This window comes from Rhizobium sp. PRIMUS64 (assembly GCF_023006465.1).
GTDB lineage: Bacteria > Pseudomonadota > Alphaproteobacteria > Rhizobiales > Rhizobiaceae > Rhizobium > Rhizobium leguminosarum.
This window is the reverse complement of sequence record NZ_JALBGX010000028.1, coordinates 26,677-46,703: the sequence shown is the minus strand read 5'-3', so window position 1 is coordinate 46,703 and position 20,027 is coordinate 26,677. Positions and strand designations below refer to the sequence as shown.

Annotated in this window: 20 protein-coding genes and 1 riboswitch; of the genes, 7 read left to right on the top strand and 13 right to left on the bottom strand. The window is 60.8% G+C overall.

Annotation, left to right across the window (positions count from 1 at the left end; translation table 11 throughout):
• Nucleotides 1–12 precede the first annotated feature (12 nt).
• The 7 genes from fdhF to soxR all read right to left on the bottom strand — a co-directional run bounded on the left by fdhF (nucleotide 13) and on the right by soxR (nucleotide 7,924).
• On the bottom strand, nucleotides 13–2,892 hold the full coding sequence (fdhF, locus tag MOV76_RS14060) for a formate dehydrogenase subunit alpha (RefSeq protein ID WP_247264725.1): 2,880 nt from the start codon (nucleotides 2,890–2,892) through the stop codon (nucleotides 13–15).
• A 57-nt stretch (nucleotides 2,893–2,949) separates the two neighbouring features.
• The gene (locus MOV76_RS14055; RefSeq protein WP_247264724.1) at nucleotides 2,950–4,506 is read right to left on the bottom strand and encodes an NADH-quinone oxidoreductase subunit NuoF; all 1,557 of its coding nucleotides are present in this window, start codon (nucleotides 4,504–4,506) and stop codon (nucleotides 2,950–2,952) included.
• Entirely contained in the window at nucleotides 4,503–4,982 is a 480-nt protein-coding gene (locus MOV76_RS14050) for a formate dehydrogenase subunit gamma (protein WP_247264723.1), read from the bottom strand. Before MOV76_RS14050 ends, MOV76_RS14055 begins: the two co-directional genes overlap by 4 nt.
• Nucleotides 4,983–5,117: 135 nt before the next feature.
• Entirely contained in the window at nucleotides 5,118–6,011 is an 894-nt protein-coding gene (locus tag MOV76_RS14045; protein WP_003543441.1) for a LysR family transcriptional regulator, read from the bottom strand.
• Nucleotides 6,012–6,089: 78 nt separating this feature from the next.
• Nucleotides 6,090–6,431, bottom strand: a complete 342-nt coding sequence (locus MOV76_RS14040) for a helix-turn-helix transcriptional regulator (protein WP_018069028.1) — start codon at nucleotides 6,429–6,431, stop codon at nucleotides 6,090–6,092.
• A 106-nt stretch (nucleotides 6,432–6,537) separates the two neighbouring features.
• Entirely contained in the window at nucleotides 6,538–7,308 is a 771-nt protein-coding gene (locus MOV76_RS14035; RefSeq protein ID WP_018517248.1) for an SDR family NAD(P)-dependent oxidoreductase, read from the bottom strand.
• Nucleotides 7,309–7,459: 151 nt separating this feature from the next.
• Entirely contained in the window at nucleotides 7,460–7,924 is a 465-nt protein-coding gene (soxR, locus tag MOV76_RS14030; RefSeq protein WP_017995352.1) for a redox-sensitive transcriptional activator SoxR, read from the bottom strand.
• 83 nt (nucleotides 7,925–8,007) lie between these two features.
• Here soxR and MOV76_RS14025 point away from each other — a divergent pair, with 83 nt between their 5' ends.
• From MOV76_RS14025 to MOV76_RS13995, 7 genes are all read left to right on the top strand, one after another.
• The gene (locus MOV76_RS14025; protein ID WP_247264722.1) at nucleotides 8,008–8,604 is read left to right on the top strand and encodes an NADPH-dependent FMN reductase; all 597 of its coding nucleotides are present in this window, start codon (nucleotides 8,008–8,010) and stop codon (nucleotides 8,602–8,604) included.
• 244 nt (nucleotides 8,605–8,848) lie between these two features.
• Nucleotides 8,849–8,962: riboswitch (TPP riboswitch) on the top strand.
• Nucleotides 8,953–9,561: a YkoF family thiamine/hydroxymethylpyrimidine-binding protein gene (locus tag MOV76_RS14020; RefSeq protein ID WP_113543706.1), complete on the top strand. Its 609-nt coding sequence runs from the start codon at nucleotides 8,953–8,955 to the stop codon at nucleotides 9,559–9,561. Its footprint overlaps the riboswitch before it by 10 nt.
• Before the next feature lie 12 nt (nucleotides 9,562–9,573).
• Nucleotides 9,574–10,380, top strand: a complete 807-nt coding sequence (locus MOV76_RS14015; RefSeq protein WP_247264721.1) for an ABC transporter permease — start codon at nucleotides 9,574–9,576, stop codon at nucleotides 10,378–10,380.
• Nucleotides 10,377–11,189 (top strand): ABC transporter ATP-binding protein, encoded by an 813-nt coding sequence (locus MOV76_RS14010; protein WP_247264720.1) that lies wholly within the window; start codon nucleotides 10,377–10,379, stop codon nucleotides 11,187–11,189. Before MOV76_RS14015 ends, MOV76_RS14010 begins: the two co-directional genes overlap by 4 nt.
• Nucleotides 11,190–11,257: 68 nt before the next feature.
• Nucleotides 11,258–12,268, top strand: a complete 1,011-nt coding sequence (locus MOV76_RS14005; RefSeq protein ID WP_018243849.1) for an ABC transporter substrate-binding protein — start codon at nucleotides 11,258–11,260, stop codon at nucleotides 12,266–12,268.
• A 182-nt stretch (nucleotides 12,269–12,450) separates the two neighbouring features.
• Nucleotides 12,451–13,671 (top strand): acyltransferase, encoded by a 1,221-nt coding sequence (locus MOV76_RS14000; RefSeq protein ID WP_247264719.1) that lies wholly within the window; start codon nucleotides 12,451–12,453, stop codon nucleotides 13,669–13,671.
• Nucleotides 13,672–13,838: 167 nt separating this feature from the next.
• Nucleotides 13,839–14,576 (top strand): sugar transferase, encoded by a 738-nt coding sequence (locus MOV76_RS13995; protein ID WP_018243851.1) that lies wholly within the window; start codon nucleotides 13,839–13,841, stop codon nucleotides 14,574–14,576.
• A gap of 149 nt (nucleotides 14,577–14,725) precedes the next feature.
• On the opposite strand, the gene MOV76_RS13990 is transcribed toward MOV76_RS13995, so the two are convergent.
• Genes MOV76_RS13990 through MOV76_RS13965 form a run of 6 tightly spaced genes read right to left on the bottom strand, consistent with a single transcriptional unit; the run spans nucleotide 14,726 to nucleotide 19,840 of the window.
• Nucleotides 14,726–15,133 carry a F0F1 ATP synthase subunit epsilon gene (locus tag MOV76_RS13990; protein ID WP_018243852.1) on the bottom strand — a complete coding sequence of 136 codons (408 nt, stop codon included), beginning with the start codon at nucleotides 15,131–15,133 and terminating at the stop codon, nucleotides 14,726–14,728.
• Nucleotides 15,133–15,372: a hypothetical protein gene (locus MOV76_RS13985; protein WP_018243853.1), complete on the bottom strand. Its 240-nt coding sequence runs from the start codon at nucleotides 15,370–15,372 to the stop codon at nucleotides 15,133–15,135. Before MOV76_RS13985 ends, MOV76_RS13990 begins: the two co-directional genes overlap by 1 nt.
• Entirely contained in the window at nucleotides 15,372–16,808 is a 1,437-nt protein-coding gene (atpD, locus tag MOV76_RS13980) for a F0F1 ATP synthase subunit beta (protein WP_018243854.1), read from the bottom strand. The genes MOV76_RS13985 and atpD overlap by 1 nt, the downstream gene beginning before the upstream one ends.
• 23 nt (nucleotides 16,809–16,831) lie before the next feature.
• Nucleotides 16,832–17,716 carry a F0F1 ATP synthase subunit gamma gene (locus tag MOV76_RS13975; RefSeq protein WP_018243855.1) on the bottom strand — a complete coding sequence of 295 codons (885 nt, stop codon included), beginning with the start codon at nucleotides 17,714–17,716 and terminating at the stop codon, nucleotides 16,832–16,834.
• Between the two features lie 28 nt (nucleotides 17,717–17,744).
• On the bottom strand, nucleotides 17,745–19,274 hold the full coding sequence (gene atpA, locus MOV76_RS13970) for a F0F1 ATP synthase subunit alpha (RefSeq protein WP_018243856.1): 1,530 nt from the start codon (nucleotides 19,272–19,274) through the stop codon (nucleotides 17,745–17,747).
• The gene (locus tag MOV76_RS13965) at nucleotides 19,274–19,840 is read right to left on the bottom strand and encodes a F0F1 ATP synthase subunit delta (protein ID WP_018243857.1); all 567 of its coding nucleotides are present in this window, start codon (nucleotides 19,838–19,840) and stop codon (nucleotides 19,274–19,276) included. Before MOV76_RS13965 ends, atpA begins: the two co-directional genes overlap by 1 nt.
• Nucleotides 19,841–20,027 lie beyond the last annotated feature (187 nt).

Genomic DNA, 20,027 nt, shown 5'->3' with positions numbered 1-20,027 from the left:
GCCCCCGCATCGTCACTCCGCTGCCTCGAGCTTGCCAGCGATGCGGCGTGATTGCCGCGCCTGCTCGTCATATTCCAGCTGCCATTCACTCGGCCCGTTGGAGGGCGAGACTTGCACCGCCGTCACCTTGTATTCGGGACAGTTCGTCGCCCAGTCGGAGAAATCGGTGGTGATGACGTTTGCCTGCGTATTGGGATGATGAAAGGTCGTATAAACGACACCCGGCGCGACGCGATCGGTGATCAGCGCCTTGAGCGTCGTGTCGCCGGAGCGGCTGCCGAGTTTCACCCAGTCGCCGTCGCGAACGCCGCGCTGCTCGGCATCGTGTGGATGGATTTCCAGCCGGTCTTCCGCATGCCAGACGACATTCTCGGTCCGCCGCGTCTGCGCCCCGACATTGTACTGGCTGAGGATGCGGCCGGTTGTCAGCAGCAGCGGAAAGCGCGGACCGGTACGCTCGTCGGTCGCTACGTATTCGGTGCGGATGAACTTGCCCTTGCCGCGCACGAAGCCATTGACATGCATGATCGGTGAGCCGAGCGGGTTCTTCTCGTTGCAGGGCCACTGCACCGAGCCCATTTTATCGAGATAGTCGTAGGAGACCATCGCGAAACTCGGCGTCGTTGCAGCGATCTCGTCCATGATCTCCGACGGATGGGTATAATGCCAGTCGAGCCCCATCGCCTGGGCAAGCTTCTGTGTCACTTCCCAGTCGCCATAGCCGTTGCGCGGCGACATCACCTTGCGCACGCGGTTGATGCGGCGCTCCGCATTGGTGAAGGTGCCGTCCTTCTCGAGGAAGGTCGAGCCCGGCAGGAAGACATGGGCGTAATTGGCGGTCTCGTTGAGGAACAGATCCTGCACGACGACGCATTCCATCGCCGCAAGCCCGGCTGCGACATGTTTGGTATCGGGATCGGACTGCAGGATGTCTTCGCCCTGGATGTAAATGCCTTTGAAGGAGCCGTCGACTGCCGCGTCCAGCATGTTCGGAATACGCAGGCCCGGCTCGTTGTTGAGCTTCACGCCCCAGAGCTTTTCGAAGATGTCACGCGTCGCATCGTCGGAAATGTGCCGGTAGCCCGGCAGTTCGTGCGGGAAGGAACCCATGTCGCAGGAGCCCTGCACATTGTTCTGGCCGCGCAGCGGGTTCACGCCGACGCCGGGACGGCCGATATTGCCGGTCGCCATCGCCAGGTTGGCGATCGCGATGACCGTGGTCGAGCCCTGGCTGTGTTCGGTGACGCCGAGGCCGTAATAGATCGCACCATTGCCGCCCTTGGCATAGAGCCTTGCCGCGCCGCGCAGATCCGCCGCCGGCACGCCGGTGAAGATCTCGGTCTGCTCGGGACTGTGCTGCGGTTCGGCGACAAAGGCCGCCCAATCCTCGAACTCCGACCAGTCGCAGCGCTCGCGGATGAACGCCTCGTCAAAGAGGCCTTCGGTGACGATCACATGCGCCAGCGCCGTCATGACCGCGACATTGGTGCCGGGCTTCAGCGGCAGGTGATACGAGGCCTCGATATGCGGCGAGCGGACGATATCGGTGCGGCGCGGATCGATGACGATGAGCTTGGCGCCTTGGCGCAGCCGCTTCTTCAGCCGCGAGCCGAACACCGGATGCCCGTCGGTCGGGTTGGCGCCGATGACGACGACGACATCCGAATGCTCGACGCTGTCGAAATCCTGCGTGCCCGCCGACGTGCCGAACGTCTGGCCGAGGCCGTAGCCGGTCGGCGAATGGCAGACGCGGGCGCAGGTATCGACATTGTTGTTGCCGAAGCCGGCGCGGATCAGCTTCTGCACCAGATAAGTTTCCTCATTGGTGCAGCGCGACGAGGTGATGCCGCCAATCGCCTCGCGGCCGTATTGATACTGGATGCGGCGGAACTCCATCGCCACATGCGCGAAGGCTTCGTCCCAGCTCACTTCCCGCCAGGGATCGCTGACCTTTTCGCGGATCATCGGATTGAGGATGCGGTCCTTGTGGGTGGAATAGCCATAGGCGAAGCGGCCCTTGACGCAGGAATGGCCGCGATTGGCCTGACCGTCCTTCCACGGCACCATGCGCACCAGTTCCTCGCCGCGCATCTCCGCCTTGAAAGAACAGCCGACGCCGCAATAGGCGCAGGTCGTCACGGCCGAATGCTCCGGCTGGCCGATCTGGATCACCGATTTCTCCGTCAGCGTCGCCGTCGGGCAGGCCTGGACGCAGGCGCCGCAGGACACGCATTCGGAATCGATGAAATGCTCGTGCATGCCGGGCGAAACGCGTGAGCCGAAGCCACGGCCCTCGATCGTCAGCGCGAAGGTGCCCTGCACTTCCTCGCAGGCGCGCACGCAACGCGAACAGACGATGCACTTGGAGGGATCATAGGTGAAGTAGGGATTGGATTCGTCCTTCGGCATCCATTTCAGATTGACGTCGCCATTGCTGCGCGCCTTGACGTGGTTGTCGCCCTCATAGCCGTAGCGCACATCGCGCAGGCCGACGGCGCCCGCCATGTCCTGCAATTCGCAATCGCCGTTGGCCGCGCAGGTGAGACAGTCGAGCGGATGGTCGGAAATATAGAGTTCCATCACGCCGCGGCGAATATCCTTCAGCCGCCCCGTCTGCGTGTGCACCACCATGTTCGCGGCCACCGGCGTCGTGCAGGAGGAGGGTGTGCCGTTGCGACCCTCTATCTCGACGAGGCAGAGCCGGCAGGAGCCGAAAGCGTCGACCATATCGGTGGCACAGAGCTTCGGCACCTTGATGCCGGCCTCCATCGAGGCGCGCATGATGGAGGTGCCCTCCGGCACGCTGATCTGCTGTCCGTCGATGGTGAGCGTCACCATGGCCTCGGACTTCGAAGCCGGGGTGCCGTAGTCGATTTCATGGATGAGAGACATGATTGGTCTCCTTGCTTGAGATGGTGACGTCAGCGCAGGCGTTCCATGAAAAACTCGTCATTCCGCCGCCTCCACCAGAGGTGCCGGCGAAAAATCCTCCGGGAAATGCGTCATGGCGCTCATGACAGGATAGGGCGTGAAACCACCCAGCGCACAGAGCGAGCCGAACTTCATCGTGTTACAGAGATCGGCAAGCAGCACCCGGTTCTTCTCCGGCTCGATACCGCGGGCGATCTTATCGGCCGTCTCGACGCCGCGCGTCGAGCCGATGCGGCAGGGCGTGCACTTGCCGCAGCTTTCGACGGCGCAGAATTCCATCGCGAAACGCGCCTGCTTCAGCATATCGGCCGTGTCGTCGAAAACGACGATGCCGGCATGGCCGATAAGCCCGTCCTTGGCGGCGAAGGATTCGTAATCGAACGGCGTGTCGAACAGCGCCCGCGGGAAATAGGCGCCGAGCGGTCCGCCGACCTGCACGGCTTTGACCGGCCGTCCCGTCACTGTACCGCCACCGATCTTGTCGACGATATCTCCGAGCGAAAGACCAAAGGCCGTCTCAAAGAGGCCGCCATATCTGACATTGCCGGCAATCTGCAGCGGGATGGTGCCGCGTGAGCGGCCCATGCCGAAATCGCGGTAGAAGGCCGCACCCTTTTCCATGATAACGGGTACCGAAGCCAGCGAGATCACGTTGTTGATGACGGTCGGACAGTTAAACAGCCCCTTATGCGCCGGCAGCGGCGGCTTGGCGCGCACGATGCCGCGCTTGCCCTCGAGGCTGTTGAGCAGGGCCGTCTCCTCGCCGCAGACATAGGCGCCGGCGCCGGTGCGCACCTCGATATCGAAGGCGCGGCCGGATCCGAGCACCGATGGTCCGAGGATACCGGCCTGGCGCGCGAGGCCGACGGCCTCGGTCATGACAGCGATCGCATGCGGATATTCCGAACGCGTATAGACGAAACCCTTGGTCGCCCCGGTCGCCAGCCCTGATATCGCCATGCCCTCGATCAACACGAAGGGATCGCCCTCCATGATCATCCGGTCGGCAAAAGTGCCGCTGTCGCCCTCATCGGCATTGCAGACGATATATTTACGTTCGCCGGCGGCATCGAGAACGGTCTTCCACTTGATGCCTGTGGGAAAGCCGGCGCCGCCGCGTCCGCGCAGGCCGGAATCGGTGACTTCCTTGACGATTTCGGCTGATGTCATCGAAACGGCGCGGCGAAGGCCGGCAAGACCGCCATGCGCCTCGTAATCCGCCAGCGAAAGCGGATCGGTGACGCCGCAGCGGGCGAAGGTCAGGCGAGTTTGCCCCTTGAGGAACGGGAGGTCTTCAACCTCCCCGAGACAGAGTCGATGCTCGCCTCCATCAATCATCCCGGCATTGAACAGATCAGCCACATCCTTAGACGTCACCGGTCCATAGCCGATGCGCTTTCCGGCTACCTCGATCTCGACCAGCGGCTCCAGCCAGAACATTCCGCGCGAGCCGTTGCGCACGATCTCGGCATCGAAGCCGCGGGCGGCGATCTCCTGGGCAATCGCCTTTGCCACCTTTTCGGCCCCGAGCGCCAGCGCTGCGGCATCGCGCGGAACATATATCCTTACCGTCATCGACGTACCTCCGCGACGAGTTCCGCCGCCGTCTGATCGTCGACCCGGCCATAGAGCTCGCCGTCGAGCATCACCGCCGGCGCGCAGGCGCAGAGCCCGAGACAGTAGACCGGCTCCAGCGTCACGCCGCCATCGAGCGTCGTCTGATGAAAATCAATGCCGAGCAGCGCCTTGACGCGTTCGGCCAGCGCATCGCCACCCATCGACTGACAGGCTTCGGCGCGACAGAGCTTCAGCACGTGCCGGCCGGCGGGATGGTCGCGATAATCGTGATAGAAGGTCACCACGCCATGCACCTCGGCCCGCGAGAGGTTCAATTCCTCCGCGATGACGGGCATGGCTTCCTGCGGCACATAGCCGAATTCCTGCTGAACCTCGTGCAGAATGGGAAGCAGCGGCCCTTCGAGAAATCGATGATCGGCGACGATGGCTCGGGTGCGCGCTGCAATATCGCCTTCGGCGATATGAATGGTCATAAGGCAGCCCTCCCGGCGGCTTGCTCGTTGCGGAATAGCGGGCCTCCCCCGGCCGAGTGCTATTCCGCAACTACCATTTCAGGGAAGCAGCCGGCGATCAATAAAGCTATCTCGTTGCTTGATAGGTTTTTTCTATCAGAGTTCTTCGTCTTGCACGAGCACCCTCGCCTCGTGCAGCAAGGCCGATACAAGCGGCGTAAAGGGCTCGCGATAAGGCGCAACAAGGCCGACCAGATGATGCGCCTCCGGCTCGACGATCGGGATCATGCGGATTTCCACTGGGAATCCAAAGGATTTGGCGACGTTGCGCGGCATGATGCTCGCCCAGCGTCCAGTCCTGACATGCGAGAACAGCACGATCATCGAGTTGGATTCGAGCGTCGGATGCGCTGTGGCGCCTGCTTCGGTCAAGTGGCGGTTGATGATCCGACGGTTCTGCATGTCGGCAGTCAATAGACAAAGCCGAAGATCGCCGATCTCCCGCCAGGTCACGTTGTCGCGATCGGATAGCGGACTGCCTGCAGCCGTGATCAGATTATAGCGCTCGGCATAGAGGGGAACGGTCGTGACGCGGCCGAGCGGCTCGTTTTCGAGATAGGTGATGCCGGCATCGATTTCGAGGTTTTCGAGCATGCTCAACACCTGCAGCGAATTCCGCGAGACGATCGAAAAGGTCACGCCGGGATGCCGCTCCTGAAAAGGCGTGGTGATGCGCGAAAGCATGGCGAGCGCGGTCGGAATAGCGGCGAGGCGGATGTGGCCGGAAAGGCCGCGGCGCGCGGCGCGCATCTCTTCGCGCATGGTGCGGGCATCGCCGACGATGCGTCGGGCCCATTCGAGCACGCGCTGCCCTTCCGGCGTCAGCCCCTGGAACCGCGAACCGCGCTGCACCAGCATGACGCCAAGCTGATCCTCGAGCTGCCGGATGGCAGCCGAAAGCGTCGGCTGCGAGATCCCGCACTCCTCCGCGGCGCGGCCAAAATGCTTTTCATTGGCAAGGGCGATGAAGAATTCCAGCTTGTCGATCATCCGGTCTCCCGATCCGGCATGACATCATCCGGGTCAGTTCATCTTTGACGCAGCAGCCGTGCTCCGCAAGGGCGATCGCTAACTGTTTTCTGCAGCCGGAAAAAGATCGAACAGCGATTCGAGGAAGGCAAGCACGCTGACATTGCCGATGCTGTAATAGACCAGCCTGCCCTGACGGCGCGTATGGACCAGGCCTTCGAGCCTTAAACGCGCCAGCTGCTGCGAGACCATTGCCTGCTGTATGCCGAGGATGTTCTCGATTTCACTCACCGTCCGCTCCTCGTTCGCCAGTATGCAGAGGATCAGAAGTCGGGTCTGGTGCGCTAGCGCTTTCAGCAGATCGCTCGCTTCGTGGGCTTTTCCAGCGAGTTTGTGCAATTCCTGGCCGGTCATCCCCGGCTCGGGTTTGGGCAACGGCATTCGGTATTATCTCGGAAGGGAGGCGATGAGGTAGATCAGCACAATAGCATATTCGCACAAGCGAATTGGTCAAAAGTGATGAAATGCCAAAAAAGGTCCAAACAAATCAGCAGATAAGCTGACCGCCGTTGATCTCGATCACCTGTCCGGTGATGTAGCCCGAGAGCGAGGGAGCCGCCAGGAACAGATAGGCGGGAGCGCAGTCCTCCGCCGTGCCGAGCCGCTGCAGGGGGATGGATTTTCTCGTCTGTTCCAGCTTTTCGCGGGAGGAATAGCGCTCATGGAATTCCGTCTCGATCGTTCCCGGTGACACGCAATTGACGCGGATTCCGTCCGGTGCAAGCTCACGGGCAAGCGCCTTGGAATAGGTCGCAACGAAGGCTTTCGAAGCCGAATAGATCGAGGAGCCGGGGCTGCCGCCGGTCAGCGCCGAAATCGAAACCGTGTTGACGATGGCAGCGCCTTCAGCCGCCTTCAATGCCGGCAGCAGCGCGCGTGTCAGCGCCACCACCGATGTCTGGTTGAGCCGCACGACCGCCTCATATTCTGCGTCGGTGAGCGTGGCAGCGGGAAAACGGCCAAGCATGGTACCGGCATTGTTGACGAGCACATCGACCCTGTCGAAGAAGGCGAGAGCATCTTCAGCAAATTGCGCTGCCCCACCGACTGCGGAGAAATCGGCATGCAGCAGCAGCGCCCGTCTTTCAGATTCAGCCGTCAGCAGGAAATCCGGCAGGTCGCGTCCCGGCTTGCGCCCGGTATGGACGATTACTTTCGCGCCGCAGTCCAGGAACTGCCGGGCCACTTCAAGGCCGATGCCGCGACCGGCGCCGGTCACGACCACATTGCGATTTTCGAACAGTCTGGGATGAAACACGAAGCCGTCCTCCTCGCGGACAGTGCCGCCGGTTGCGTCACTCGCCCTTAACATATGAGCACGCCGACCGAAAGAAAGGCGCGCATCGATCTTTCCCGGGAGAGACTTGGTCTCACCCCGGAAACTGCTCTTCCCAAGAAGTTCCAGCCTTTTAGTTTTCGGTCTCCAGAAGCCGCGCGCCTGGCCCCTCCTTGCCGAGCCGGTCGCAGGGATTGCGCAACGGACAGCTTTCGATCGACAGGCAGCCGCAGCCGATGCAGCCTGTCAGACGGTCGCGCAGCAGGCTAAGCCGCCTGATTCGGGCATCGAGATCATCCTTCCAGCGCGCCGACAGCGTCTGCCAGTCGGCGACGGTCGGTGTGCGTCCCTGCGGCAGGGACTCGAACGCCGCCTGGATTTCCGAAAGCGGAATGCCGACACGCTGCGCCACCTTGATAATGCCGAGCCGGCGCAGCACATCGCGGCCATAGCGCCGCTGGTTGCCGCGGGAGCGGATGCTCGAGATCAGCCCCTTGGTCTCGTAAAAATGCAGCGCCGAGACGGCCAGGCCGCTGCGCTCTGCCACTTCACCGACCGTCAGGAGCTTGCCGAGCGGCGCCGCAGGAATTGTATCCATCACCTCTTGACCTCAATATTAGTTGAGGTTTTATAACCTTGGCTCCTGCAATCGTAAAGTCCAATCGCAACAAGGAGCGACGCGTGAAAACACCCACCAGGCTGGCTGTCATCTATGGGAGCACGAGAGAGGGCCGCATCTGCGACCGGGTGGTCAAATGGCTGACGCAGGAGCTCGTCCGCTTCCCGCAATTTGATATCGACATCATCGACCCGCTGGATTTCGCGCTGCCGGCCAACCGTGACATGACGCACCCCGAAATCGACAGGCTCGCCGGACGGCTTGGCATGGCCGACGCCTTCATCATCGTCACGCCGGAATACAATCACAGCTTCACCGCCTCGTTGAAGTCGATCATCGATTTCTTCTTCGAGCCCTGGCAGGGCAAGCCGGTCGCCTTCGTTTCCTATGGCGGCATATCTGGCGGCCTGCGCGCCGTCGAACAGCTGCGGCTCGTCTTTGCCGAACTCGACGCCGTCACGATCCGCGATTCGGTCAGCTTTGCCGCACCTTGGAACCGCTTCGACACAGACGGGCGGCTCGACAATCCCGCCGAGGCAATGCGTTTGCTCGATCGGATGATGGCGAGGCTGGAATGGTGGACGCAGGCGCTCGTCACTGCCCGCAGCGATCGTCCCTATACCGACACAGAGCGCCGCGCGTCTTTTCAGACGCGCTAAGGACGCTCTATTACTTTGAATCTGCGCATAATCCTTTCCGAAAATCGATTCCGATTTTCGGGGTTATGCGCTAGCCGCCTGAGGCAGAGAGTTCCGGTTCCGTTCCCGGCAGGTACGGAACCATTGGGAACACCCGGACAGGACCTCCGTCCGGGTGTTTCCCGTCGCATCAGGTCCATCCCGACCGCGCGGACGGGTTCGCAATTTTGCTGTTGCGGGGAGGAAACCCCGGTGATAGTTTCCGCGCAAATAACAGGGGAGCTCCGTATCGCCGGGGCTGAGATGTGAGGTGCAAGCCTCTGGACCCTTCAAAGCTGATCTGGGTAATGCCAGCGGAGCGAGGTTCAGATGTTCTCAGGCGCACAAGTGTCACTCTATCCGATGTCCGGCAATTTCGTCGGCATCATTCTTGATGCCGTCAAGGCGCTCGACCCCTATCGCGACCGGCTGCGCATCGAGACCGATGACATCTCCACGCTGCTGGTCGGCCCGCCTGACATTCTCTTCGCCGCCATGCACGATCTATTCGTCGCCGCCGCAAAGACCGGCGAGCATTGCGTCCTGTCCGCCGCCGTTTCACGTGGCTGCCCCGGCGAGCCCGACGACGTCATCTGCGGCGTCAATCCTTCCCTCGGTCAGGCGGAGCCGCTTGCCGAGCGTATAACAGCCGCACTTGCCGCCGTTGAAACCACCGCCGAGACCGGCCAGCCGACCGCTGCGCAATTCTCGCTCTACGTCATGGGAACCGGTACCCATATGGACGAGATTTATGGCTGCATCGACTTCCTGAAGCGCTCCGGCACCTTCGACCGTGCCAAGAATTTCTGCACCAGGCTTTCTGGCGATGCCGGTGCCGTCTTTGCAACCATTCGTGAGGCCTTCTATCGCTTCGGCGACCCCGAGGGACATGTTACCCTCGACATCACGGCGTCTGCCAATAGCCCGACGAAAGCCTGAAATCGAACGCTGATGACACTGCCACAACCATCGGCTTCGCGCCTTGCCGCGCTCCGCGCCGCTCTCTACCGGGGCATACCCGCCCTGCTGGCCGGCTGTGTTATTTTGGCGGCATGGGAACTCTATGTCGATCTTTCCGGTATCAAACCTTCCATCCTGCCGGCGCCTTCGCGCATCGTCATCCAGGGCTGGCTGAACCGCGAGGCGCTGATATCAAACACCTGGCCGACGCTCGGCGCGACACTCGGAGGTTTCGCCCTGTCGCTGGCCTTCGCCTTCGCCGCCTCGATCCTCATGGATTTCGTGCCCTTCATGCGCCGGGCATTGCTGCCGATCTTCATCGCCAGCCAGACCCTGCCGCTGGTGGCGATCGCGCCCCTCGTCGTCCTCTGGTTCGGCTTCGGCCTGTTGCCGAAGGTCCTGCTGGTGGCGCTCGTCACCTTCTTCCCGCTGCTTGTCGCCTTGCTGCAGGGCTATGAATCGACCGACCGCGACATCGCCGAATTGCTGAATTCGATGAAGGCGAGCCGCTGGCGCATTTTCCGCCTGGCACGGCTTCCCTCCTCGCTGCCCTATTTCTTCGCCGGCCTGCGGATCTCGATCACCTATGCCGTCGTCGGCGCGATCTTTGCCGAATATGCCGGCGCCGCCCGCGGCCTCGGCATCTATATCCTCAACGCCAAGAACAATTTCCGTCCCGATCTCGTGCTCGCCGCCGTCGTCATCAGCGCCGTCCTGACACTCTGCCTCTTCGGAGCGACGCTATTGATCCAGCGCCTCGTCATGCCCTGGCAGCCAACCGCGGAGCGGCGCCGATGAGCGATGCAATGGTTGAACTGCACAATATCTCGAAGTCCTTCGACGGCATGAAGGTGCTGGGCGATATTTCGCTCGCCGTCGCAGACGGCGAGTTCGTTTCGATCGTCGGCCCCTCCGGCTCCGGAAAATCGACGGTGCTGCGACTGCTGACCCAGGCACTGCGCCCCGATGCCGGCACCATGCTTTTTAAGGGCGTGCCGCTGGAACAGGCGCCGCATTCCTTCGCCTTCATGCCGCAACGCGATGCGCTGATGCCCTGGCGCCGGATCATCGACAATGCGGCACTCGGTCTCGAGGTGAAAGGCATGAGCCGCCGCGCGGCCCGCGCCGCCGTCGCGCCGCTGCTCGAGAGCTTCGGCCTTGCCGGCTTCGAACACCACTATCCCTCCGAACTGTCAGGTGGCATGCGCCAGCGCGCCGCGCTGCTGCGCACCGTCGTCCAGACCCAGGACATGCTGCTGCTCGACGAGCCTTTCGGCGCGCTGGACGCGCTGACGCGCACGCAGATCCAGGAATGGCTGCAGGGCATGTGGACCGAACACCGTTGGACGGCGCTGCTGATCACCCACGATGTTCGCGAGGCCGTGTTCCTCTCCGACCGTATCTACGTGCTTTCGGCCCGTCCGGCGCGTATCATCCGCGAATTCCGCGTTCCCCTGCCCCGCCCGAGAAGCATTGCCGATCTCGGCTCGCCGGCGGCCCAGGCGATCGAAACCGAAATCCTGCAAACCCTGCTTCATCCGCTAGAACAGGATGATTTTAGGCCGGTCGGCCTCAAATCTGAATCCTGTTCTGATTTAAAGAGTTAGAGCATGATGTCGTCCGAAAACCGCTCACACTTTTCGGCATCATGCTCTAGAGACCTGAGGAGGTCACCATGCTGCTTCTCACCCGTCGCCAGACGATCTTCGCCGCCATCGCGGCAAGCCTCGCCGGTCGTACCGCCCTCGCCCAATCGGCGCCCGCAAAGGTTCGCATCGCGCTCGACTGGACACCCAACACCAACCATATCGGCATCTATGTCGCCAAGGCGAAGGGCTTCTATGCCGATGCCGGGCTCGATGTCGAGATTCTTCCCTTCACCGACACCAGCGCCGGAACGCTGGTGTCCAACGGCGTTGCCGATTTCGGCATCAGCAGCGAGATCGAGACCCTCACGCAGCGCGCTGGCGGCGGTGACGTGAAGATGGTCTACGGCGTCGTCCAGACGGAAACCGCACGCCTGATCTTCAAGGGCGGACGCGACGACATCAAGAGCCCGAAAGACCTCGACGGCAAGACCTATGGCGGCTTTGGCGGCACCTGGGAGAGCGCGCTGATCTCCGCGATGATCCGCAATGACGGCGGCAAAGGCGACGTCAAGACCGTCACCCTCGGCACCTCCGCTTACGAGGCGCTGGACAATGGCTCGATCGATTTCACGCTGGAGATCTACACCTGGGAAGGCATCGCCGCCGAACTGGAAAACCGGAAGATCGGCCGCTTCCACTATTCCGATTATGGCATTCCCGACGAGCAGACGACGGTCATCGTCTCAAGCGACGCCTATCTCTCCGCAAGTCGGGAACACGCCCGCGCCTTCATCCAGGCGACACGAAAGGGTTATGCCTACTCCGTCGACCATCCCGACGAAGCCTGCGAGCTGCTGATCTCTGGAAGCAACGGCGCACTGATGAACACGGAACTGGTAAAGGCTTCTCAAAAGGCATTGATCGAGGGGCACTTCCTGAAATCCGAGGCCGGCGTGATCGGTAAGCTCGACCCGGCAAAGGCCGAGGGCCTCGGCGGCTTCCTGATGGAGAATGGCATTCTGGTCGATGCGAATGGCGCCGCACTCAAGGAGAAGCCGGACTTTTCCACCTATTATACCAACGAACTTCTCGACTGAGCCCACCCCCTGCCTTGCCCGTCGCGGCTTTCCGCTGCAAAATCTCAGATACGGATTCAGCTCTTGGGCCGCTCCGGCCTAAGAGCTGAATCCGTATCTAAATCAAGGAAGTGGTGCATGATGTCGTCCGAGCACCGCTCACACTTTTCGGCATCATGCTCTGGGCAAGGTGGGGAGGCAGGATGCGACAACAGGAGAGACTGGCCGGAGCGGACTTTCTGCGCGCGACGGCCTGTCTGCTGGTGCTCGCCCACCACTTCGCGCTGCGGCTGGATATGCGCAGAATCCCTGACGAACTCGGACCGACCGCACATATCCTCCGCTTCGGCAATTTCGGCGTCGCCATCTTCTTCGTGCTCAGCGGCTTTCTTCTTGCCCATCCCTTCTGGCGCGCGCTCGACGCCGGTAGCGCCATGCCGAGCCTCCGCCATTACGCGATCCGCAGGGCGGCGCGCATCGCTCCGGGCTTCTGGTTCGCCGCCACCATCGGCTTCGCTCTCAGCCTGACGCTGCTTGCCCTGCCGCTGACGCCGGAGATTGTGCTCCGCTACGTCTCCGGGCTGCTGTTCATGAGCCAGTGGCATTGGCGTACCTTGTTTCCTGTCGAAGCCGACGGGCCGCTCTGGTCGATTGCCTTCGAGGTCACCAGCTATGTGCTCCTGCCGATCTGCTTTCTCCTGCTATTTCGTTTGCCCCCCCTGAGGCGGCGCCCGTTGCTTGCCCGCTTCGCCTGGCTTTGCGTCATCGCAGCCGTACTTCTCGCCCATGTGCTGATTCTGGCCTTCTTTCCGCTCGACGACATCGGACGCGGCTGGCAGTACGGCCTGCAGGGCGGCGCGAAGGAGTGGATGCCGAGATATAATCCGATCGGCTTCTTTGCCGTCTTCGCGCTCGGCGCGCTTGCCGCGGGCGTCGAGGTCATGCTCCCAACAAGGCGCGCCTCCTGGTTCGATGTTGTATCGCTCCTGGCCATCGCCGTTGCCGGCTACCGCCTCGTCATATCGCCCGGCGGCTCCGACGAGGCTTACGGCTGGCTCGAAATCCCCTACGGTTTTCCGGTCTTTCCGCTGGCGGTCGCAACGGCGCTCGTTTCGCTCAGCCATTCGCAACACCTGGGAAGGCTGTTCGACAACGCTCCTGTCCGCTACATCGCAAAGATCTCCTTCGGCATCTATATCTGGCAGGAGATCATCCTGATATTGATCCAGAGACTCGACCCGGGCTCGTTTGGCTTTTCCTCGGAAAATGTCGTCGCCGGCTGGCTGCAATCTTGCGGGCTGGCGGCGGCGCTCATCCTTCTGGTCGCGAGCCTCAGCTACTTCCTGCTGGAAAAACCGGCGATCGATCTCGGCAACCGGCTGACATCTCGCCTACCCAATCGGGCTACTCCTTTCAAAGTATAAATTCGCCATAGGTGCAACTACAGGCATTAAGGTTAACGCGAAATACTCCCATTTTTGGCGTCTTTAGGGTTATCAAATTCATATTTATACCGATGACAAACGATACGTGACCATGTATCTGTCTCACTGCTGTTCAGTATCGCATCTAAACTTGTGGACCTTGCGTAATGAATGCTTTTACTTCGAAGACGAATTCACGCTTCGATCCGTCTCAGCGTCAGGACAAAACCAAGACCCTGGTTATAGCGAACTCCAACATTCGCCAGCCGGATAGCTTTTCCCCTGTAGAAAGAAAAATGGCGTTGCGGCTGGCCATGAAGCGGTTGATCGACATCGTCGCCTCAGTCAGCGCCCTTCTCGTGCTGGCGCCGCTTTTTCTGGCCATCGCTCTTTTCATCAAACTCGACGATGGCGGTCCGGTGTTTTTCCGCCAGATCCGCTGGGGGCTGAACGGCCGGAAGATCACGGTCTTCAAGTTCCGGTCGATGCGCGCCGAAGCTTGTGATCCGAGCGGCGTTCAACAGACCGTCAAGGGCGACAGCCGGGTGACAAGCATCGGCGCGGTGCTCCGCAAGACCAATATCGACGAGCTGCCGCAGCTTTTCAACGTCCTCAGGGGCGAGATGTCGCTGGTCGGCCCGCGCTGCCACGCCATCAACATGCGGGCAGCCGGCAAGCTCTACGAAGAACTGGTGCCGGACTACCATCAACGCCACATCATGCGCCCCGGCATCACCGGTCTTGCGCAGACACGCGGTTGGCGGGGCCCGACGGCGCGATCGCTGCAAGCCCGCGCCCGCATCGCTTGCGATATCTATTATGTCAGGAATTTCAGCCTGCTGCTCGACCTGAAGATACTGCTCAGGACGGTCGTCATCGAGCTGCGCGGCGGTACAGGCTTCTGAGATGAACTTTGCGCGTTGCAAAAGCGGCGATATCCACCGCTTGTTCATTTCAAGCCACCAGTGGCGCTGTCTTCCGCCCCCTAAGAGATGGAACGGACACAAAAAAGGCGGCTGTTACAGCCGCCTTTCATCGTCATAGTCGATTGCGATCAGTCCTGTTGAACGATACCGCTCAGATGCGTCATTTCCATGATGAAGTGCTCGAGCTTCGACTTATGCTCGTGCAATTCGGCATGTTCGAGTTCCCTACGGGCGGCCTCGATGCGGCGGGTCAGCTCGTCCTTTTGGAGTTCTTCGACCGGAACTGCAGATTCAGCAAGCAATGTACAGCCGGTCGGCAGGATATCAGCAAAACCGCCGAACACCACATAGTCCTGTTTCTTACCGGAGGCGAAACGCACGCTTACGACACCAGGCTTGATCGTCGTCATCGTCGGAGCATGGTTTGCCATGACCGTCATTTCGCCTTCGGTCGCAGGAATGACGACCTCAGTCACCATCTCCGACAGCAGCAGGCGCTCCGGTGAAACGAGCTCAAAGTTGAAATTGTCAGCCATCAGTGACTTACCTTCTCGGCTATGGCTTTTGCATCTTGCAATTTTGTCCCGCAGAACGGGCAGTGCAGTATCGCTTGATCGAGATAGCCGAGGCCTTCCTCGCTCTGGACAAGACCTACCACCATCATCAGCACACCATTATCGGCGCGATAGACGGTGGGAGCAGCTGGTTCCGGAAGATCCGCCACGACCCCCCTCAGGGAGTCGCAGCAGAATATTTCGTCTAGCGCGTCGCTCATCAAGCAGCTACGAGCTTCTTGGCCTTCTCGACAGCTTCGTCCATAGAGCCGACCATGTAGAAGGCAGCCTCCGGCAAGTGATCATATTCGCCGTTGACGAGGCCCTTGAAGCCCTTGATCGTGTCTTCAAGAGCAACCAGTTTGCCCGGCGATCCGGTGAAAACTTCGGCGACGAAGAACGGCTGCGACAGGAAGCGCTCGATCTTGCGGGCGCGGGCGACGGCAACCTTGTCTTCTTCGGACAGTTCATCCATGCCAAGGATCGCAATGATGTCCTGGAGGGCCTTGTAACGCTGCAGCGTCGACTGGACCTTACGGGCGACTTCGTAATGCTCTTCGCCGACGACCAACGGGTCGAGCATGCGCGACGTGGAGTCGAGCGGATCGACGGCCGGGTAGATACCCTTTTCAGCGATCGAGCGCGACAGAACCGTCGTTGCGTCCAAGTGAGCGAACGAAGTTGCCGGCGCCGGGTCAGTCAAGTCGTCGGCCGGAACGTAAATGGCCTGGACCGAGGTGATCGAGCCGGTGGTTGTCGTCGTGATGCGCTCCTGCATCTGGCCCATGTCGGTTGCGAGCGTCGGCTGATAGCCGACGGCCGACGGGATGCGGCCGAGCAGAGCCGACACTTCGGAACCTGCCTGCGTGAAGCGAAAGATGTTGTCGACGAAGAACAACACGTCCTGGCCCTGGTCACGGAAGTGTTCGGCGACCGTCAGGCCGGTCAGAGCAACGCGCGCGCGCGCACCCGGCGGCTCGTTCATCTGGCCGTAAACCAGCGCAGCCTTCGAGCCTTCGCCACCACCGTGCTTGTTGACGTTCGATTCGATCATTTCATGGTAAAGGTCGTTGCCTTCGCGGGTGCGTTCACCGACGCCCGCAAAAACCGAGTAACCACCATGCGCCTTGGCGACGTTGTTGATCAGTTCCATGATCAAGACGGTCTTGCCGACGCCGGCGCCACCGAAGAGGCCGATCTTGCCGCCGCGTGCATACGGGGCGAGAAGGTCGACGACCTTGATGCCGGTGACGAGGATCTGCGCTTCTGTCGACTGCTCGACATAGGTCGGCGCATCCTGGTGGATGGAGCGCTTGTGGGCGGTAACCAGCGGACCTGCTTCGTCGACCGGCTCACCGATGACGTTCATGATGCGGCCGAGCGTCTCATTGCCGACGGGAACCATGATCGGAGAGCCCGTGTCGGTGACTTCCTGGCCGCGCACGAGACCGTCGGTCGAATCCATCGCGATGGTACGAACGACGTTTTCGCCAAGGTGCTGCGCAATTTCGAGAACGAGGCGATTGCCGTTGTTGCTGGTTTCCAGCGCGTTCAGGATCTTCGGCAGTTCGCCTTCGAAAGCAACGTCGACGACGGCGCCGATAACCTGTGTGACTCTGCCGACAGAGCCTGTCTTGGGGGTAGCTGCCTCAGCCATTTTCTGACCCTCTTTTCCTAACCTCAGAGCGCTTCCGCGCCCGAAATGATTTCAATGAGTTCCTTGGTGATCTGCGCCTGACGCTGGCGGTTGTAGCTCAGCGTCAGTTTGTTGATCATCTCACCGGCGTTACGCGTCGCATTATCCATCGCGCTCATCTTCGCACCCATCTCGCCGGCAACGTTCTCGAGGAGCGCACGGAAGACCTGGACCGAGATATTGCGCGGGATCAGATCTTCGAGGATCGATGCCGGATCCGGCTCATATTCGTAGACGGCGCCTGCATGCGCGGCATCTTCGCTCTGTACTCCGCCCGTCGAAGCCGGGATGAGCTGCTGCGCTGTTGGAATCTGGCTGATCACCGACTTGAATTCGGAATAGAACAGCGTGCAGACGTCAAATTCACCAGCCTCGTACATCTGGATGACGCGCTTGCCGATCTGGTCCGCATTCTCGAAACCGATTCGCTTGACGTCGCGCAATTCCTTGCGCTCGATGATCAGAGAAGCATATTCGCGGCGAAGGATGTCATAACCCTTCTTGCCGACGGTAAAGATCTTCACCGTCTTGCCCTCGGCAAGCAGCTTGCGGACATGCTCGCGCGCAAAGCGTGCGATTTGCGAATTGAAGCCACCGCAAAGACCGCGTTCGGCTGTGCAGACCACCAGCAGGTGAACCTGGTCCTTGCCGGTACCGGTCATCAGTGTCGGCGCGCCATCCGCATCGGTGACGGCCTTGGCGATGTTCGCCAGAACCGCACCCATGCGCTGCGAATAAGGCCGGGCGGCCTCGGCCGCCTCCTGCGCACGCCGAAGCTTCGCCGCGGCGACCATTTTCATCGCCTTGGTGATCTTCTGCGTCGCCTTGACGGAGGCGATCCGGTTTTTCAGATCCTTAAGTGAAGGCATCCGTGATCCGTCCTAACTTAGGGCCCGATTACGAGAAAGACTTTGCGAAGCTATCGAGGGCAGCGGTAAGCTTGCCCCTGGTATCATCGCTGATTGCCTTTTCCGTGCGGATCGCGTCGAGGATGGCGGTGCCTTCCGAACGCAGATATGAGAGGAGACCCTGCTCGAACTTGCTGACCGAAGCAACCGGCAGCTTGTCGAGATAGCCGTTGACGCCCGCGAAGATCACCGCGACCTGTTCCTCCGTCTTCAGCGGCGAGAACTGCGACTGCTTCAGGAGTTCGGTCAGGCGTGCGCCACGGTTCAGCAGGCGCTGCGTCGCAGCGTCGAGGTCCGAACCGAACTGGGCGAAGGCAGCCATTTCGCGATACTGCGCGAGTTCGCCCTTGATCGAGCCGGCAACCTGTTTCATCGCCTTGATCTGCGCCGCCGAACCAACGCGGGAAACCGACAGACCAACGTTCACGGCAGGACGGATACCCTGATAGAAAAGATCGGTTTCAAGGAAGATCTGGCCGTCGGTGATCGAAATCACATTGGTCGGAATGAAGGCCGAAACGTCGTTACCCTGCGTCTCGATAACCGGCAGAGCGGTCAGCGAACCGGCGCCCATGTCGTCATTCATCTTCGCAGCGCGCTCGAGCAGGCGCGAATGCAGGTAGAAAACGTCGCCCGGATAGGCTTCGCGACCCGGCGGGCGGCGCAGCAGAAGCGACATCTGACGGTAGGATACGGCCTGCTTGGACAGATCGTCGTAACCGATCAGCGCATGCATGCCGTTATCACGGAAATATTCGCCCATGGTGCAGCCGGCAAACGGAGCCAGGAACTGCATCGGCGCCGGATCGGAAGCGGTGGCGGCAACGATGATCGAATATTTCAGAGCGCCGCGCTCTTCGAGCACCTTGACGAACTGCGCGACAGTCGAACGCTTCTGGCCGATGGCGACGTAGACGCAGTAAAGCTTCTCACCTTCCGGACCGTTGTCGTGAATGGCCTTCTGGTTGAGGAAGGCATCGAGAAGGATCGCGGTCTTGCCGGTCTGGCGGTCGCCGATGACGAGTTCGCGCTGGCCGCGGCCGACCGGGATCAGCGCATCGATGGCCTTGAGGCCAGTCGACATCGGTTCATGAACCGACTTGCGGGGGATGATCCCGGGAGCCTTGATGTCGACGCGCGAGCGGCGCGTCGCATTGATCGGGCCTTTGCCGTCGATCGGATTGCCGAGCGCGTCGACGACGCGGCCGAGCAATTCAGGTCCGACCGGAACGTCGACGATGGCGCCGGTCCGCTTGACGGTGTCGCCTTCCTTGATGTCACGGTCAGCGCCGAAGATGACGACGCCGACATTGTCGGATTCGAGGTTCAGCGCCATGCCACGGACGCCGCCCGGGAACTCGACCATTTCACCGGCCTGGACATTGTCCAGACCATAGACACGAGCGATACCGTCACCGACGGAGAGAACCTGGCCGACTTCCGAGACTTCTGCCTCTTTGCCGAAATTTTTGATCTGGTCTTTGAGAATTGCGGAAATTTCCGCGGCGCGGATATCCATCAGCCAACCTCTTTCAATGCGAGCTTAAGGGTAGAGAGTTTGGTACGAAGAGACGTATCAATCTGACGGGACCCGACCTTCACGATCAGACCACCAAGAATTGACGGATCAACCGTGACGGCAATCGTCACGTCTTTGCCGGTAACGCTCTTGAGTGCCACCTTCAATTCGGTTTCCTGCGCTTGCGAAAGCGCATGCGCCGAGGTGACCTCGGCGGAAATTTCACCGCGATGGTTCGCGGCGATGATGCGGAAGGCCTTGATCATGCCCGGCAGGGCAAACAGGCGGCGGTTGCGCGCCACGACCTTCAGAAAATTGGCGAAGAAACCGCTGATGCCGGCCTTCTCGCTGATGGCGACGATCGCCTTCAACTGGTCTTCGGCGGAGAAAACCGGGCTTGCGACGAAACGCTTCAGGTCGGCGCTCTCATCCAGCATCGTCTGGAAATGGTCAAGATCGGCGGTTACGCTGTCGACGGCGCCCTGCTCGAGCGCCAGTTCGAAAAGCGACGAGGCATAGCGCTCGGCAACACCAGAAGTAAGCTGGGACGTGTCTGCCACTGGCACAAATTTCCCTGATTTCAACCCAAAATCCGGCTCTCGGCGGGCGCCGAACCTATGATCTTGAATTCGTTTTGATTTCCCCCAGAAATCACAAGAGAAGCCTCTTGCTTCTTCCGAAATTCGGGGTCCGTCTAACATAGGATGTACGGACTCGCAACACGCGTAACGCCCGAATATGCCTTTCATATGA